Origin of the sequence: Rhizobium sp. 0TCS1.26 (assembly GCF_050455525.1) — a bacterium.
Classification (GTDB): Bacteria; Pseudomonadota; Alphaproteobacteria; order Rhizobiales; family Rhizobiaceae; genus Neorhizobium.
This window is the reverse complement of sequence record NZ_JBCIYV010000001.1, coordinates 306,865-322,617: the sequence shown is the minus strand read 5'-3', so window position 1 is coordinate 322,617 and position 15,753 is coordinate 306,865. Positions and strand designations below refer to the sequence as shown.

Annotated in this window: 16 protein-coding genes; 4 read left to right on the top strand and 12 right to left on the bottom strand. The window is 64.4% G+C overall.

Annotated elements, in window-relative coordinates; genetic code table 11:
• Nucleotides 1-20: 20 nt before the first annotated feature.
• The 4 genes from recA (at nucleotide 21) to AAIH46_RS01595 (ending at nucleotide 5,712) form a co-directional block, all read left to right on the top strand.
• Entirely contained in the window at nucleotides 21-1,109 is a 1,089-nt protein-coding gene (gene recA / locus AAIH46_RS01610; RefSeq protein WP_430303767.1) for a recombinase RecA, read from the top strand.
• A gap of 158 nt (nucleotides 1,110-1,267) precedes the next feature.
• Nucleotides 1,268-3,928, top strand: coding sequence for an alanine--tRNA ligase (alaS, locus tag AAIH46_RS01605; RefSeq protein ID WP_430303766.1), 2,661 nt, complete (start codon nucleotides 1,268-1,270; stop codon nucleotides 3,926-3,928).
• Nucleotides 3,929-4,012: 84 nt separating this feature from the next.
• Nucleotides 4,013-4,885: a tRNA 2-thiocytidine(32) synthetase TtcA gene (ttcA, locus tag AAIH46_RS01600; RefSeq protein WP_430303765.1), complete on the top strand. Its 873-nt coding sequence runs from the start codon at nucleotides 4,013-4,015 to the stop codon at nucleotides 4,883-4,885.
• Between the two features lie 11 nt (nucleotides 4,886-4,896).
• The gene (locus tag AAIH46_RS01595; RefSeq protein ID WP_430303764.1) at nucleotides 4,897-5,712 is read left to right on the top strand and encodes an inositol monophosphatase family protein; all 816 of its coding nucleotides are present in this window, start codon (nucleotides 4,897-4,899) and stop codon (nucleotides 5,710-5,712) included.
• Between the two features lie 81 nt (nucleotides 5,713-5,793).
• Here AAIH46_RS01595 and AAIH46_RS01590 read toward each other — a convergent pair whose 3' ends face one another.
• The 12 genes from AAIH46_RS01590 to purB all read right to left on the bottom strand — a co-directional run bounded on the left by AAIH46_RS01590 (nucleotide 5,794) and on the right by purB (nucleotide 15,715).
• Nucleotides 5,794-6,999: a multidrug effflux MFS transporter gene (locus AAIH46_RS01590; protein ID WP_430304957.1), complete on the bottom strand. Its 1,206-nt coding sequence runs from the start codon at nucleotides 6,997-6,999 to the stop codon at nucleotides 5,794-5,796.
• A gap of 136 nt (nucleotides 7,000-7,135) precedes the next feature.
• The gene (gene grxD, locus AAIH46_RS01585; RefSeq protein WP_430303763.1) at nucleotides 7,136-7,471 is read right to left on the bottom strand and encodes a Grx4 family monothiol glutaredoxin; all 336 of its coding nucleotides are present in this window, start codon (nucleotides 7,469-7,471) and stop codon (nucleotides 7,136-7,138) included.
• Between the two features lie 149 nt (nucleotides 7,472-7,620).
• The gene (locus tag AAIH46_RS01580) at nucleotides 7,621-7,854 is read right to left on the bottom strand and encodes a BolA/IbaG family iron-sulfur metabolism protein (RefSeq protein ID WP_430303762.1); all 234 of its coding nucleotides are present in this window, start codon (nucleotides 7,852-7,854) and stop codon (nucleotides 7,621-7,623) included.
• Between the two features lie 102 nt (nucleotides 7,855-7,956).
• Entirely contained in the window at nucleotides 7,957-10,164 is a 2,208-nt protein-coding gene (purL, locus tag AAIH46_RS01575) for a phosphoribosylformylglycinamidine synthase subunit PurL (protein ID WP_430303760.1), read from the bottom strand.
• Nucleotides 10,165-10,284: 120 nt separating this feature from the next.
• Complete coding sequence (locus AAIH46_RS01570; protein WP_430303759.1) at nucleotides 10,285-10,857, bottom strand: acyloxyacyl hydrolase; 573 nt, start codon at nucleotides 10,855-10,857, stop codon at nucleotides 10,285-10,287.
• 202 nt (nucleotides 10,858-11,059) lie between these two features.
• Complete coding sequence (locus AAIH46_RS01565; RefSeq protein WP_430303758.1) at nucleotides 11,060-11,449, bottom strand: hypothetical protein; 390 nt, start codon at nucleotides 11,447-11,449, stop codon at nucleotides 11,060-11,062.
• 42 nt (nucleotides 11,450-11,491) lie between these two features.
• A complete protein-coding gene (gene purQ, locus AAIH46_RS01560; RefSeq protein WP_430303757.1) occupies nucleotides 11,492-12,163 on the bottom strand; it encodes a phosphoribosylformylglycinamidine synthase subunit PurQ in 672 nt (223 codons plus the stop codon).
• Nucleotides 12,160-12,417, bottom strand: a complete 258-nt coding sequence (locus AAIH46_RS01555; protein ID WP_430303756.1) for a hypothetical protein — start codon at nucleotides 12,415-12,417, stop codon at nucleotides 12,160-12,162. The genes purQ and AAIH46_RS01555 overlap by 4 nt, the downstream gene beginning before the upstream one ends.
• A 25-nt stretch (nucleotides 12,418-12,442) precedes the next feature.
• The gene (purS, locus tag AAIH46_RS01550; RefSeq protein WP_430303755.1) at nucleotides 12,443-12,685 is read right to left on the bottom strand and encodes a phosphoribosylformylglycinamidine synthase subunit PurS; all 243 of its coding nucleotides are present in this window, start codon (nucleotides 12,683-12,685) and stop codon (nucleotides 12,443-12,445) included.
• Between the two features lie 18 nt (nucleotides 12,686-12,703).
• Entirely contained in the window at nucleotides 12,704-13,468 is a 765-nt protein-coding gene (purC, locus tag AAIH46_RS01545) for a phosphoribosylaminoimidazolesuccinocarboxamide synthase (protein ID WP_430303754.1), read from the bottom strand.
• A 233-nt stretch (nucleotides 13,469-13,701) separates the two neighbouring features.
• Nucleotides 13,702-14,256 (bottom strand): RBBP9/YdeN family alpha/beta hydrolase, encoded by a 555-nt coding sequence (locus tag AAIH46_RS01540; protein ID WP_430303753.1) that lies wholly within the window; start codon nucleotides 14,254-14,256, stop codon nucleotides 13,702-13,704.
• Nucleotides 14,257-14,413: 157 nt separating this feature from the next.
• Nucleotides 14,414-15,715 (bottom strand): adenylosuccinate lyase, encoded by a 1,302-nt coding sequence (gene purB / locus AAIH46_RS01535; RefSeq protein ID WP_430303752.1) that lies wholly within the window; start codon nucleotides 15,713-15,715, stop codon nucleotides 14,414-14,416.
• Between the last annotated feature and the right edge of the window lie 38 nt (nucleotides 15,716-15,753).

The following is a 15,753-nucleotide window of genomic DNA, read 5'->3' as shown; positions in this document are numbered from 1 at the left end:
TAACCTAAAGGTGGGATCAGATGGCACAGAATTCATTGCGGCTCGTAGAGGAAAAATCGGTGGACAAAAGCAAGGCGCTGGAAGCGGCACTCTCTCAGATCGAACGGTCCTTCGGCAAAGGCTCGATCATGAAGCTGGGCGCAAACGAGAGCGTGGTCGAAATCGAGACGGTATCGACAGGCTCGCTGGGTCTCGACATCGCGCTTGGCGTCGGCGGCCTGCCCAAGGGCCGGATCATCGAGATCTATGGTCCTGAAAGCTCGGGCAAGACGACACTGGCGCTGCAGACGATCGCCGAAGCCCAGAAGAAGGGCGGCATCTGCGCCTTCGTCGATGCCGAACACGCGCTCGATCCGATCTATGCCCGCAAGCTCGGCGTCGACCTGCAGAACCTTCTGATTTCGCAGCCGGATACCGGTGAGCAGGCGCTCGAGATCACCGACACGCTGGTGCGTTCCGGCGCCGTCGACGTGCTGGTCGTCGATTCGGTCGCGGCGCTGACGCCGCGCGCCGAAATCGAAGGCGAGATGGGCGACAGCCTGCCCGGCCTGCAGGCGCGTCTGATGAGCCAGGCGCTGCGCAAGCTGACCGCGTCGATCTCGAAGTCGAAGACCATGGTCATCTTCATCAACCAGATCCGCATGAAGATCGGCGTGATGTTCGGCTCTCCGGAAACCACGACCGGCGGTAATGCGCTGAAGTTCTACGCCTCAGTGCGCCTCGACATCCGCCGCATCGGCGCGGTGAAGGAACGCGAGGAAGTGGTGGGTAACCAGACCCGCGTGAAGGTCGTCAAGAACAAGATGGCGCCGCCCTTCAAGCAGGTGGAATTCGACATCATGTACGGCGAGGGCGTTTCCAAGACCGGTGAACTGGTGGATCTGGGCGTCAAGGCCGGGATCGTCGAGAAGTCCGGTGCCTGGTTCTCCTACAACAGCCAGCGGCTTGGCCAGGGGCGCGAGAATTCCAAGAATTTCCTGCGCGACAACCCGGAACTGGCCAACGAGATCGAACTGGCGCTGCGCCAGAACGCCGGCCTGATCGCCGAGCGGTTCCTGGAAAACGGTGGGCCGGACGCCAATGACGGCGACGGCGAACCGGACGCCTGATCCGATCCGCAACAGTCCTGAAATTCAAGCCGGCCGCATATCGCTGAAATGATATGCGGCCGGTTTTGCGTCGTGCTGGACAGGGTTCGGCTGGAACGGTAAAAGCCAGTGGTTTTTGGGACGAAGACCGCGTTCGAGGCGGCTTAGAAGGGCATGGCATGAGTGGCGTGAATGAAATCCGGTCGACCTTCCTCGACTACTTCCGGAAGAACGGTCACGAGGTCGTGTCGTCGAGCCCGCTGGTGCCGCGCAACGACCCGACGCTGATGTTCACCAATGCCGGCATGGTGCAGTTCAAGAACGTCTTTACCGGGCTCGAAAGCCGTCCCTATTCGACCGCCACCACCTCGCAGAAATGCGTGCGCGCCGGCGGCAAGCACAACGACCTCGACAATGTCGGCTATACCGCCCGCCACCTGACCTTCTTCGAGATGCTCGGCAACTTCTCGTTCGGCGACTATTTCAAGGAGCAGGCGATCGAGTTTGCCTGGAACCTCGTCAACAAGGGGTTCGACCTGCCGAAGGACCGGCTGCTGGTCACCGTCTATGCCGACGACGAAGAGGCGGCGACGCTGTGGAAGAAGATCGCCGGCTTTTCCGACGACAAGATCATCCGCATCGCCACCTCCGACAATTTCTGGCAGATGGGCGATACCGGCCCCTGCGGTCCGTGCTCGGAAATCTTCATCGACCAGGGTGAGCATGTCTGGGGCGGGCCTCCCGGCTCGCCGGAAGAGGATGGCGACAGGTTCCTGGAATTCTGGAACCTCGTCTTCATGCAGTTCGACCAGACGGCGCCGGGCGAGCGCACGCCGCTGCCGCGTCCGTCGATCGATACCGGCATGGGGCTGGAGCGCATGGCCTGCATCCTGCAGGGCGTGCACAGCGTCTTCGATACCGACCTGTTCCGCACCCTGATCGGCGCCACCGAGGAGGTCGTCGGCGTCAAGGCCGAGGGCGACCAGGCGGCAAGCTTCCGTGTCATCGCCGACCATCTGCGCTCGTCTGCCTTCCTGATCGCCGACGGCGTGCTGCCGTCGAATGAAGGCCGCGGCTACGTGCTGCGCCGGATCATGCGCCGCGCCATGCGCCACATGCAGCTGCTCGGCGCCCGCGAGCCGCTGATGTACCGGCTCTTGCCGTCGCTGGTGTCCGAGATGGGTCGCGCCTATCCGGAACTGCTGCGCGCCGAAGCGCTGATCTCCGAAACGCTGAAGCTCGAGGAAGGCAAGTTCCGCACGACGCTGTCGCGCGGCCTGTCGCTGCTGTCGGACGCCACCGATACGCTGACCAACGGCGATTCGCTGGATGGCGAGACGGCTTTCAAGCTCTACGATACCTATGGCTTCCCGCTCGACCTGACGCAGGACGCGCTGCGTGCCCGCGGCATCGGCGTCGACCTCACCGGATTCAACGACGCGATGCAGCGGCAGAAGGCGGAAGCCCGCGCCAGCTGGTCGGGCTCCGGCGACAAGGCGACCGAGACGGTGTGGTTCGAGCTCAAGGAAAAGTTCGGCGCCACCGAATTCCTCGGCTACGACACCGAGACCGCCGAGGGCGTGATCCAGGCGATCGTGCGCGATGGCGCGGTGGTGGACAGCGCGGCTCTCGGCGAGACGGTCCAGGTGATCGTCAACCAGACGCCGTTCTACGGCGAGTCGGGTGGCCAGATGGGCGATACCGGCATCATTCGCGGCGATACGGCAACGCTTTCGATCACCGACACGGTGAAGAAGGGCGAGGGTCTGTTCGTCCATCAGGCGATGTTGTCGGAAGGCTCGCTGAAGACCGGCGATGCGGTGGCTCTCGAGGTCGATCATGCGCGCCGGTCGCGGCTGCGCGCCAACCATTCGGCGACCCACCTGCTGCATGAGGCGCTGCGCGAAGTGCTCGGCACGCATGTCGCCCAGAAGGGCTCGCTTGTGGCACCCGAGCGGCTGCGCTTCGACGTGTCGCATCCGAAGCCGATGAGCGCCGAGGAGCTGCAGCGGGTCGAGGAGATGGCCAATGCCATCATCCTGCAGAACGCCCCGGTCTCGACGCGGTTGATGAGCGTCGACGACGCGATTGCCGAGGGCGCGATGGCGCTGTTTGGCGAAAAGTACGGCGACGAGGTGCGCGTCGTGTCGATGGGCACCGGCATAGACGGCGCGAAGGCAGGCAAGGCTTACTCGGTCGAACTCTGCGGCGGGACACATGTCCGTTCCACCGGCGATATCGGCCTGGTGCGCATTCTCGGTGAAAGCGCCGTCGGTTCCGGCGTGCGTCGCGTCGAGGCGGTTACGGCTGCCGGCGCACGCGCCTATCTCGCCGAACAGGACGAGCGGGTAAAGGCGCTGGCCGGTGTGCTGAAGGTGCAGCCGACGGAGCTCGTGTCGCGCGTCGAGGCGCTGATGGACGAGCGCAAGAAGCTCGAAAAGGAACTGGCGGATGCCCGCCGCAAGCTCGCCATGGGCGGGTCGCAGGGCGCACCGGCCGTCGAGGCGCGGGATGTCGGCGGCGTCCGCTTCCTCGGCAAGGCGGTCTTGGGCGTCGATGCGAAGGACCTCAAGGGCCTCGTCGACGAGGCAAAGACCGGGCTGGGATCGGGCGTCGTGCTGCTGATCGCGGTTGCCGAAGACGGCAAGGCGAGCGCGGTCGTCGGCGTCACCGAAGACCTGACGGAGCGGATGAGCGCCGTCGATCTGGTACGCGTCGCATCCGGCGCGCTGGGCGGCAAGGGCGGCGGTGGCCGGCCGGACATGGCGCAGGCCGGCGGTCCCGACGGATCGAAGGCCGACGAGGCGATCGAGGCGGTGGCCGCGGCCATCGCGGCCTGACCTCTCCGTGATATCAATGGGTGCCGTGGCCGTTGCGGCGGCGGCACCGATAACACCCTCGCAACCACCCGCAAGGAGAGCGACGTGACGCTGGCGGCACCGATCGAGGCGATGGACGACCTGCCGGACGAGGGAGACGGTTTCCTCCACGGTCTGTTTGCCCATGCGCCGCAGACCACCGCCTTCAACAAGCTGCGCAAGCGGCTGCTGCGCCAGGTGCGCCAGGCGCTCGACGACTTCGGCATGCTGAACGGCCAGAAACGCTGGCTGATCGGGCTGTCGGGCGGCAAGGACAGCTATTCGCTGCTGGCGCTGCTGATGGACCTGCAGTGGCGCGGCCTGCTGCCGGTGGAACTGGTCGCTTGCAATCTTGATCAGGGGCAGCCGAATTTCCCAAAGCACGTGCTGCCGGATTACCTGTCGTCGATCGGCGTCAAGCACCGGATCGAGTACCGGGACACCTATTCGATCGTCAAGGAGAAGGTGCCGGAGGGCGCGACCTACTGCGCGCTCTGCTCGCGGCTGCGGCGCGGCAATCTCTACCGGGTGGCGCGCGAGGAGAACTGTGACGCGCTGGTGCTCGGCCATCACCGGGACGACATTCTCGAAACCTTCTTCATGAACCTCTTCCACGGCGGCCGGCTGGCCGGCATGCCGGCCAAGCTGCTGAACGACGAGGGCGACCTGATGGTGCTGCGGCCGCTTGCCTACTGCGCCGAGGAAGACCTCATCAAGTTTTCGGCCGCCATGCAGTTCCCGATCATCCCCTGCGACCTCTGCGGCTCGCAGGACGGGTTGCAGCGCAATGCCATGAAGCAGATGCTGTTGACCATGGAAACGCAGATGCCCGGCCGCAAGGACCGTATGCTGCGGGCGCTCGGCCATGCCAACCCGTCCCACCTTCTCGATCCGGCGCTGTTCGATTTCGCCGGGCTGGTTGCCGCTCCCAAAGCTTGAGGTCTTTTCCGATGTCGATTGATGTAACGGCGCTTGCCGACGTGCTGCGGCGCGCCGCAAAGGCCGAAATCCTGCCGCGCTTCCGGCGCCTCAATGCCGGCGACGTGCGCGCCAAGTCGGAAGCCACGGACCTGGTGACGGAAGCCGACGTCGAAGCCGAACGGATGATCCGCAGCGAACTCGAAAGGCTTGCGCCGCAGGCGCTGTTCGTCGGCGAGGAATCGGTGGCCGCCGATCCGGACCTGCTGCACAGGATCGACGGTGCGGAACTGGCAGTGATCGTCGATCCGGTCGACGGCACCTTCAACTTTGCCTCCGGCATTCCGGCGTTCGGCGTCATGGCCTCGGTCGTCTACAAGGGCGAGACAGTCGCCGGCATCATCTACGATCCGATGGGTGACGACTGGGTGATGGCGGAGAAGGGGAGCGGTGCCTTCCTGCGCCGTCCTGACGGCGATACACAGCGCGTCGCGGTAGCCGGCGCCAAGCCGCTGGAGGCGATGATCGGCATGGCATCGGTCGGCTATTTCTTCGGCGAGCAGCGCCAGCAGATCCTGTCCAATCTTGCCAAGGTGCGGATGTTTGCCTGCTATCGCTCTGCGGCGCAGGAGTACCGGACGGTTGCAGGCGGTCACGTGGATTTCGCGCTCTACAACAAGCTGATGCCGTGGGATCACCTGGCCGGCACGCTGATCGTCCAGGAGGCTGGCGGTCATGTGGCGCGCTTCGACGGCAGCGCCTACCGGCCGACCGATGTCGATGGCGGGCTGCTGGTCGCGACCGACCCGGATAGCTGGCAGGTGCTACGCCGCGAGATCATTGGCTGACACGGTTGCCGTTTCCTGAATGCAAAAAGCCCCGGCGGTGAACACCCGCCGGGGCTTTTTTTGTCGGGATGTGGCGGAAGATCAGGCGCGCGGATTGTGCGGCTGGAAGAGCTTCCCCTTCTCGGCGATCAGCACGAAGACCAGGCCGATGACGCCGACGGAACAGAAGCCGAGCACCATCGGGAAGGCCGTGCCATCGAAAGCCTGGCCGATGACCGCGCCGATGGCCGCGCCGCCGACCGTGCTCATGAAGCCGAGGACGGACGAAGCCGTGCCTGCCACGTGGCCGAGCGGCTCCATGGCGAGCGAGTTGAAGTTGGCGCCGATCCAGCCGAACTGGAACATCGCAAGGCCGAAGAACGACAGGAACAGCAGGAAGGGCATCGGCTGCGGGCCGAGCACCTGAACCAGCATCCATACGCCGGTGACGAGGATAAAGCCGAGCAGCGATGCGTGCGACAGGCGGCGCATGCCGAAGCGGCCGACGAGGCGCGAGTTGATGAACGAGGCCAGCGACATGAAGGCGGCAACCGCGGCAAAGGCGACCGGGAACCAGGCACCGAGCCCATAGACGCCGACATAGATCTGCTGCGCCGAGTTGATGAAGCCGAACAGCGCGCCGAAGATGAAGGTGGCGGCCAGCGTATAGCAGAGTGCCACACGGTTGGTGAGCACGATGCGGAAGCCGGCGATCACGGAGCGGACGGTGAGTGGGCGGACATCCTCCGGTGCCAGCGTTTCCGGCAGGCGCATGGTCATCCAGACGAGGATGGCGCCGGCCATGACACCGATGAACAGGAAGATCATGTGCCAGTTGCCGCCGAGCATGATCAGCTGCCCGGTGCCCGGTGCGATGATCGGCACGATCATGAAGACCATCATGATCAGCGACATGACTTCGGCCATGGCGCGGCCGCCGAACACGTCGCGGACGATCGACACGGTGATGACGCGGGTGGATGCGGCGCCGGCACCCTGCAGGAAGCGCAGCGCCAGGAGGCCGCCGAAGCTCGGCACGGCGACGATCGCCAGCGCGCAGAGAATGTAGATGACGAGGCCGACGATCATCGGCGCGCGGCGTCCGAAGCGATCCGAGATCGGCCCGTAGACGAGCTGCGCGAAACCGAAGCCGAAGAGGTAGGAGGAGACGATGAACTGCCGGTCATTGACGGCTTCGACGTTCAGTGCCGCACCGATGTCCTGAAGCGCCGGGAGCATGATGTCGATGGCGAGCGCGTTGAGCGCCATCAGCATGGCCATCATGGCAATGAATTCGAACTTGCCCATGCCCTTGAGCCGGGCTGGCGCCGTAGTGGATGCGGAAGTCACAATCACGATTCCTGGAAAAAATGCAAAGGCGCCGCGGGAGCGCGGCGCCTCGATCCGAACGATCATGGCCGGGGGGGACCGGCCAACGGGCCGATCAGGCAGCGCCGCGGACGGCGACACCCTGTTCCTGAAGATGGGTCTGGAGTTCGCCGGACTGGAACATCTCGCGGACGATATCGCAGCCGCCGACGAATTCGCCCTTAACGTAGAGCTGCGGAATGGTTGGCCAGTTGGAGTAGTCCTTGATGCCCTGGCGGATTTCCTGGTCGGCAAGAACGTTGACGCCCTTGTAGTCGACGCCGAGGTAATCGAGGATCTGGACGACCTGGCCCGAAAAACCGCACTGCGGGAACTGCGGGGTGCCCTTGAGGAAGAGCACGACATCGTTGCCCTTCACTTCGCCTTCGATCAAATCATGAATTCCGCTCATGGCTGCATCCTCTCTATTCGGGTTCAAGGTCCGAACGCTATTGAGCCTTAGATAACATGCGCGACGTCAAATTCCAGCCGTTGCGCGTGATGAATGCGATCAATTCCGCTGATAGGCGCCATGCGTGGCGCGGCCTGCCGAGCCTGAAGCTATTCCGGCGCCGAGGTCTGCAGCGCAAGTGCATGCAGCACGCCGCCCATATTGCCCTTCAGCGCCTCGTAGACCATCTGGTGCTGCTGCACGCGGCTCTTGCCGCGGAACGCTTCCGCCACGACCTCGGCGGCATAGTGATCGCCATCGCCGGCGAGATCGCGGATCGTGACTTTGGCACCCGGGATCCCGGCCTTGATCATGTCTTCGATTTCACCGGGGTGCATGGGCATGGGGTTTTCCTTCCGTATCATCAATGCGGCCGCGTGACTGACCGGCGGCTTTTGGCCAGAGTGCCAAAAACCGCCGGATTGTCAAAGCGGCAGGCGGTCGTCTCAGGCCATAAAGCTGGGGAACCAGCTCTCGTGGGCGTTCACCAGATCGACAACCGCGACATCGACGAGATCGTCGATCACCAGACGCTCGCCGCCGACGGTGCCCAGCGTGCGGAACGGCACGCCGGCCGATTCGGCCGAGGCGCAGACGAAGTTGGACAGATCCGCCGGGACGGCGACGACGTAGCGGGCCTGGTCCTCGCCGAACAGCAGCGCATGCGGCTGGCCCCTGCAATCGCGCAGCGACAGCGTGGCGCCCTTCAGCGAGGCCATCGCCATTTCGGCAAGCGCCAGTCCGAGGCCGCCCGAGGAAATGTCGTGGCAGGCAGTGACCTGGCCGCTGCGGATGATGCCGCGGACGAAATCGCCGTGACGGCGTTCGGCGGCAAGATCGACCACGGGTGCGGGACCGCCCGTCGAGCCGATGATGTCGCGCAGGTAGATGCTCGAGCCGAGATGGCTGCCGTCGATACCGATCATCACCAGCACGTCGCCGGTCTTTGCGGTGCCGATGCGGGCCATCTTCGACCAGTCGGGCAGCAGCCCGACGCCGGCGATGGTGGGGGTCGGCAGGATCGCGACGCCATTGGTTTCGTTGTAGAGCGAGACGTTGCCCGAGACGATCGGGAAGTCGAGCGCCCGGCAGGCTTCGCCGATGCCCTGGATGGCGCCGACCAGCTGGCCCATGATCTCGGGCTTTTCAGGATTGCCGAAGTTGAGGTTGTCGGTGGCGGCCAGCGGTTCGGCGCCTGTGGCGGTGATGTTGCGCCAGCATTCGGCGACCGCCTGCTTGCCGCCTTCGACCGGATCGGCCTCGACATAGCGCGGCGTGACGTCGGAGGAGAAGGCGAGCGCCTTGGTCGGGTGGCCGTCGACGCGCACCACGCCGGCGTCGCCGCCCGGGTGCTGCAGCGAATTGCCCTGGATCAGCGTGTCATACTGCTCGTAGACCCAGCGGCGGCTGGACTGGTTCGGCGAACCGACGAGCTGCAGCAGGGCCTCGTTGTAATCGGCGGGGGCTGCGACCTGATCGGCCGGCATCGCCGGGCGGCTGGCGGTCGCCTGCCACGGGCGGTCGTATTCCGGCGCTTCGTCACCGAGCTGCTTGATCGGCAGGTTGGCGACTTCCTCGCCCTGGTGGATGACGCGGAAGCGCAGGTCGTCGGTGGTCTTGCCGACGATGGCGAAGTCGAGGCCCCATTTGACGAAGATCGCCTTGGCCTGCTCTTCCTTTTCCGGCTGCAGCACCATGAGCATGCGCTCCTGGCTTTCCGACAGCATCATCTCGTAGGCGGTCATCCGCTCTTCGCGCACCGGAACCTGATCGAGATAGAGCTCGATGCCGAGGTCGCCCTTGGCGCCCATCTCGACGGCCGAGCAGGTGAGGCCGGCGGCACCCATGTCCTGGATGGCGATGACGGCGCCGGTCGCCATCAGCTCGAGGCAGGCTTCCAGCAGGCACTTTTCGGTGAACGGGTCGCCGACCTGTACGGTCGGGCGCTTCTCTTCGATCTGCTCGTCGAATTCGGCCGACGCCATGGTTGCGCCGCCGACACCGTCACGGCCGGTCTTGGCACCGAGATAGACGACCGGCAGGCCGACGCCCTTGGCTTCCGAGAGGAAGATGCCGTCGGACTTCGCCAGACCCGCAGCAAAGGCGTTGACGAGGATGTTGCCGTTGTAGCGCGGATCGAACTCGACCTCGCCGCCGACCGTCGGCACACCGAAGGAGTTGCCGTAGCCGCCGACGCCGGAGACGACGCCCGAGACGAGGTGGCGGGTCTTTGGATGATCCGGCGCGCCGAAGCGCAGCGCGTTCATCGCCGCGACCGGCCGGGCGCCCATGGTGAAGACGTCGCGCAGGATGCCGCCGACGCCGGTCGCTGCGCCCTGGTACGGCTCGATGTAGGATGGGTGGTTGTGGCTCTCCATCTTGAAGACCACGACGTCACCGTCATCGATGTCGACGACACCGGCGTTTTCGCCCGGACCCTGGATGACGCGCGGACCTTTGGTCGGCAGCGTGCGCAGCCATTTCTTGGAGGATTTGTAGGAGCAGTGCTCGTTCCACATGGCGGAGAAGATGCCAAGCTCGGTGAAGCTCGGCTCGCGGCCAATCAGATCGAGGATCCGCTGGTACTCGTCCGGCTTCAGCCCGTGGGCGGCAATGAGTTCAGGCGTGATCGCGATCGTATTGGATATGGTCATCGTCTTCTCTGGTAGCGGTCCGAACTGGCGTCTCTTTAGCCTAGATGGCAAAAGGGCGCGACAGGAATTTCCTGCCGCGCCCGGATGTTTTTGCAGTGCACGCCGGCAGGCTGCCGGTGATCAGAACTTGTAGCCGACCATGATACCGCCGCGGGTCAGGCCGTTGTTCGGCTCGCCGCAGAGATTGGCATGCGAGGAGTGTTCGGCCTGGGCGACGATGCGCCAGTTCTTGTCGATGTTGAAACCGGCGGCCACGTATTCGTGGAACAGCGTGTGGCATCCGAGGAAGGGACCGCGACCGCCGTCCATCTCCTGCTTGCCGTTGTTGAGGCTGCCGCCGAAGCCGGCTTCGAGGAAGAAGCGCTCGGTGATGTTGGCCGTCCAGGAGAAGCCGGCGAATACCTGATGGGCTTCGCCAGCGGTGCTGATGTCGCCACCGACGTGGATACGCGGGCGGATAAACTTCTCCCAGCCCGGCGCATTGTCGTGATCCCACGGGTCGAAGAAGACGATGCCGGTGACGAAGGCGCCCTTCTCGTCATTGCTGTAGGTCTTGTCGAGAGCGGTGAGAACGCCGAATCGCGCTTCGTCGAAAATCGAGGCTTCGGCGGGCGCTTCTGCCGGAGCGGCGAAATCGGCGGCCGAGGCCGAAGTGGCGGCGAATGCTGCGCTGAGCGAGAACAGCGCGGACATTGCAAGCTTTTTGACCGCATTCTGATGCATGTGAGGATCGACTCCGTCTGGCTTCTGCATGCCGCGACGCGCGTCGAAGCACCAAGTGTGGCAGAAACTAGACAGCAGGTTCAGCGGTTGGCAAGCGTCAAATTACCGAATGCCCCCGGCGCTGTGCGAATGCGCGCAGGTGTTGCAGGAAGAGGACGCTGCCGGAGCAAATTCAGCAGCCTTTGCCGCCATTTGCCCAGCGGTTGATGTCGGTGCGGATGCGCGCCGCGGCCGGTCCGTCCATCATCGGCCCGAAGGCATCGAGGCGGGCCGGACTTCCTTCCGCCTGGACGACCAGAAGCGGTCGCGATTCGGGGCTGTGGCGGGGCACGGCGAGAATGCGCGGGCGGCCGGAGAAGGAATTCAGTTCCGGTGCCAGACGGTAGTCGCGGAAGGCGGCGTCGCCCGACTTGAACCAGCAGCCGTTGGCGGCAATCGCCACCCGCTCCATGGTCGGCAAGGCGGCGCGATTAACGGCGACCGGGGCGGGGCTGCGGCTGGACTGGCAGGCAGACAGGGCTGCCACGGCGGCAGCCGCGACGGCGAGGGGCAAACGGTTCATGACGGCTATGTCTTCCTGGCGCTGGCTATGCGGGGGACGTCTTCAGGCGGCGATGACGTCGAGCGCCGAGGCAAAGATGCCGCGGCCATCGGTTCCGCCATGGGCGGCCTCGATCAGGTTTTCCGGATGCGGCATCATGCCGAGCACGTTGCCGCGCTCGTTGACGACGCCGGCGATGTCGAGCAGCGAGCCGTTCGGATTGGTGCCCTCGGCATAGCGGAAGACGACCTGGCCGTTGTCATCCATGCGCTTCATCGTTTCGTCGTCGACGAAGTAGTTGCCGTCATGATGGGCGACGGGGCAGCGGATGATCTGGCCGGTCTCGTAGGCGCGGGTGAACTCGGTATCGGCGTTGACCACCTCGAGCTTCACTTCCTTGCAGACGAATTTCAGCGACGAATTGCGCATCAGGGCGCCCGGCAGCATGCCGGCCTCGACGAGGATCTGGAAGCCGTTGCAGACGCCCAGTACCTTGACGCCCTGTTCGGCCCGATCGCGGATCGCCTGCATGACCGGCATGCGGGCGGCAATCGCGCCGCAGCGCAGGTAGTCGCCGTAGGAGAAGCCGCCGGGAATGACGATAAGGTCGACGTCCGGGATCTCGGTTTCCGTCTGCCAGACGGTGATCGGCGCCTGGCCGGAGATGCGGGTGAGGGCGTCGATCATGTCGCGGTCGCGGTTGAGACCTGGGAGCTGGACTACGGCTGACTTCATGGCTGTGGTTCAAACCTTGCTTGGGGTTCTTGGAACTCGCGCAGTTCCAGGCGGTGTTCGATGCGATCCAGACGTAACTCGTGTCTCGCCAATGTCGTGTGAAGGCTATGGATATCCTGATGCAGGACCACAACAGCCCCGCGCATGGCATTGACTTCGGCCTTTATTTCGCGCTGGCCGAGCTTGAGATCCGCAATATCAGCGTGCACCCGCTTCAAAAGCTCGTACACGAGATCGTTGGTGATATCGGCCATGCGCGAACTCCTTCGCTGACGACCTTCAGTCGATTGCGATAGTATAGTTCTCGATCACCGTGTTTGCCAGAAGCTTGTCGCACATGGCCTTCAGCTGCTCTTCAGCTGCGGCCCGGTCGGCGGTATCGACCTCCAGGTCGAAGACCTTGCCCTGGCGAACCTGGTGGACGCCATCGAAGCCGAGGCTGCCAAGCGCACCCTCGATTGCCTTGCCCTGCGGGTCCAGAACGCCGTTCTTCAACGTGACGGTTACGCGTGCCTTGATCACTGACTGCTCCCTGACGGATTACTTGACCAGAACCGGGCCGGTGCCGCGGATCGGTTCATTCTCGTTGATGATGCCCAGACGGCGGGCGACTTCCGAATAGGCTTCGACCAGGCCGCCCATGTCGCGGCGGAAGCGGTCCTTGTCCATCTTTTCCTTGGTCTCGATATCCCACAGCCGGCAGCTGTCGGGCGAGATCTCGTCGGCCAGGATGATGCGCATCATGTCGCCCTCGAACAGCCGGCCGCACTCGATCTTGAAATCGATGAGCTGGATGCCGACGCCGAGGAAGAGACCGGAGAGGAAGTCGTTGACGCGGATCGCGAGCGCCATCACGTCGTCGAGTTCCGCGGGGTTGGCCCAGCCGAAGGCGGTGATGTGCTCCTCGGAGACCATCGGATCGGCGAGCTGGTCGGACTTGTAGTAGAATTCGATGATCGAGCGCGGCAGCACGGTGCCTTCCTCGATTCCGAGACGTTCCGACAGCGAGCCGGCGGCAACATTGCGCACGACGATTTCCAGCGGGATCATCTCGACTTCACGGATCAGCTGCTCGCGCATGTTCAGCCGGCGGATGAAATGCGTCGGGATGCCGATCTTGTTCAGATGCGTGAAGATGTATTCGGAAATGCGGTTGTTGAGCACGCCCTTCCCGTCGATGATGTCATGCTTCTTCTTGTTGAAAGCGGTGGCATCGTCCTTGAAGAACTGGATCAGCGTACCCGGCTCGGGGCCCTCGTACAGGATCTTGGCCTTGCCTTCGTAAATCCGGCGGCGACGGTTCATGATCATTGGTCTCGTTGTTCTGGCGCCAGGAGACGCCGTTTGAAGTGCTTGAGCGGTCCCATAAAGGAAAACGGGACGCTCCACAATGTGGCTTTGCCGCGATGCGATAGCGGAGCGGCTGCCGGCGCTTCCATCCGCCCTGCCGCGGGGCGGGCCTGACCATGCCTAGCACGGAATGCCCCGCAGGTGCGAAATGTCCGGATACCCGACGGTGGATGATGCCCGGCCGGCCGCTAAGGCTTTAGCCCCGACAGGAAGCGGGCAAACACCATCGTGCCCTCCGGCCAGGGGCCATGGCCGGACTCGACATTGATGTGGCCGGCCTCGCCGGCATCGATGAGGGCCGATCCCCAGGCATTGGTGATGTCGTCGGCGTGGTCGTAGCTGCCGAACGGATCGTTGCGGCTGGCGACGGTCAGCGACGGGAACGGCAGCGGGTCGCGCGGGTAGGGGCCGAAGGTCATCAGGTGTTTTGGCCGGATGTCGGAATTGGCGACGTCCGGCGGCGCGACGAAGAAGGCGCCGGCGACCTTCTGGCGGAACTGCGGGATGGCGTGGATCGCCGCGGGGATGCCGAGCGAATGGGCGACAAGCACGACCGGCCGTGTCGAGGCGTTCACCTCTTCGGCGACGCGCGCCACCCAGTCGTCACGCACGGGCTTCGACCATTCGGCCTGCTCGACGCGGCGCGCCGTCTGCAGCTTGGCCTCCCAGCGGGACTGCCAGTGGGTGGGGCCGGAATTGGTATAGCCGGGGATGATCAGGATATCTGCGTCGGAAGCTTTCATGCGCCTTATCTGCGATTGACACCGGTGGAGGTCAAGACCGCAATGGCGAACCACCGGACGGATTTTGAGCTTGGCTCGCATCCCCTGCGTGGCTCGCCGCGGACAGGTATCGAGGTGGAGGCGGCCCGGCGGGTGACCGTCGGGCCGCCTCGCAAGATCAGCCGAAGACGCGGCGGAAGATCGTGTCGACATGCTTGGTGTGGTAGCCAAGATCGAATTTTTCGCGCAACTGGTCCTCGGAGAGCGCCGCGCGGACCTCCGGATCGGCCAGCAGTTCCTCGAGGAAATCCTTGCCCTGTTCCCAGACCTTCATGGCATTGCGCTGCACGAGGCGATAGGCATCCTCGCGCGACGCGCCGGCTTGAGTGAGCGCCAAAAGCACACGCTGCGAATGAACAAGTCCGCGGAACTTGTTCAGATTGTTCATCATGTTGTCCGGGTAGATGACCAGCTTCTCGACCACGCCGGCCAGCCGGTGGAGGGCGAAGTCGAGGGTAACCGTGGTATCCGGGCCGATGGCGCGCTCGACGCTCGAATGCGAGATGTCACGCTCGTGCCAGAGCGCGACGTTCTCCATGGCCGGGACGACAGACATGCGCACCAGGCGGGCGAGACCCGTGAGGTTCTCGGTGAGCACCGGGTTGCGCTTGTGCGGCATGGCCGACGAACCCTTCTGGCCGGGCGAGAAGAACTCCTCCGCCTCCAGGACTTCGGTGCGCTGCATGTGGCGGATCTCGATCGCGACGTTTTCGATCGACGAGGCGATGACGCCGAGGGTGGCGAAGAACATCGCGTGGCGGTCGCGCGGGATGACCTGGGTCGAGACCGGCTCGGGCTGCAGGCCGAGCTTTGCGCAGACATATTCCTCGACGTGCGGATCGATGTTGGCAAACGTGCCGACCGCCCCGGAGATGGCGCCGGTGGCGATCTCGGCGCGGGCCGCGACCAGGCGGGCCCGGTTGCGGTGCATTTCGGCATAGAAGCGGGCAAAGGTCAGCCCCATCGTCGTCGGTTCGGCATGGATGCCGTGGCTGCGGCCGATGCGGATCGTGTCCTTGTGCTCGAAGGCGCGGGTCTTCAGCGCCGCCAGCACGCGGTCCATGCCGGCGATCAGGATATCGGCGGCACGCACCAGCTGGATGTTGAAGGTGGTGTCGAGCACGTCCGACGAGGTCATGCCCTGGTGGACGAAGCGCGAGTCCGGGCCGACGAATTCCGCGAGGTGGGTGAGGAAGGCGATGACGTCATGCTTGGTGACGGCTTCGATCTCGTCGATGCGGGCCACGTCGAACTGTGCCGCATTGCCCTTTTCCCAGATCGTCCGGGCGGCTTCCCGCGGAATGACGCCAAGGTCGGCCAGCGCATCGCAGGCATAGGCCTCGATCTCGAACCAGATGCGGAATTTGGTTTCGGGCGACCAGATGGCGACCATGTCGGGCCGGGAGTAGCGCGGGATCATCGGGGTTTCCTTGCGGTGTTTTCAGAAAGCTGGCCCGC

Excerpts from the sequence above, each read along its gene's own strand:
- recA (WP_430303767.1), top strand. The coding sequence starts at position 21 with ATGGCACAGAATTCATTGCGGCTCGTAGAGGAAAAATCGGTGGACAAA.
- alaS (WP_430303766.1), top strand. The coding sequence starts at position 1,268 with ATGAGTGGCGTGAATGAAATCCGGTCGACCTTCCTCGACTACTTCCGG.
- AAIH46_RS01595 (WP_430303764.1), top strand. The coding sequence starts at position 4,897 with ATGTCGATTGATGTAACGGCGCTTGCCGACGTGCTGCGGCGCGCCGCA.
- AAIH46_RS01590 (WP_430304957.1), bottom strand. The coding sequence starts at position 6,999 with ATGGGCAAGTTCGAATTCATTGCCATGATGGCCATGCTGATGGCGCTC.
- grxD (WP_430303763.1), bottom strand. The coding sequence starts at position 7,471 with ATGAGCGGAATTCATGATTTGATCGAAGGCGAAGTGAAGGGCAACGAT.
- AAIH46_RS01580 (WP_430303762.1), bottom strand. The coding sequence starts at position 7,854 with ATGCCCATGCACCCCGGTGAAATCGAAGACATGATCAAGGCCGGGATC.
- purL (WP_430303760.1), bottom strand. The coding sequence starts at position 10,164 with ATGACCATATCCAATACGATCGCGATCACGCCTGAACTCATTGCCGCC.
- AAIH46_RS01570 (WP_430303759.1), bottom strand. The coding sequence starts at position 10,857 with ATGTCCGCGCTGTTCTCGCTCAGCGCAGCATTCGCCGCCACTTCGGCC.
- AAIH46_RS01565 (WP_430303758.1), bottom strand. The coding sequence starts at position 11,449 with ATGAACCGTTTGCCCCTCGCCGTCGCGGCTGCCGCCGTGGCAGCCCTG.
- purQ (WP_430303757.1), bottom strand. The coding sequence starts at position 12,163 with ATGAAGTCAGCCGTAGTCCAGCTCCCAGGTCTCAACCGCGACCGCGAC.
- AAIH46_RS01555 (WP_430303756.1), bottom strand. The coding sequence starts at position 12,417 with ATGGCCGATATCACCAACGATCTCGTGTACGAGCTTTTGAAGCGGGTG.
- purC (WP_430303754.1), bottom strand. The coding sequence starts at position 13,468 with ATGAACCGTCGCCGCCGGATTTACGAAGGCAAGGCCAAGATCCTGTAC.
- AAIH46_RS01540 (WP_430303753.1), bottom strand. The coding sequence starts at position 14,256 with ATGAAAGCTTCCGACGCAGATATCCTGATCATCCCCGGCTATACCAAT.
- purB (WP_430303752.1), bottom strand. The coding sequence starts at position 15,715 with ATGATCCCGCGCTACTCCCGGCCCGACATGGTCGCCATCTGGTCGCCC.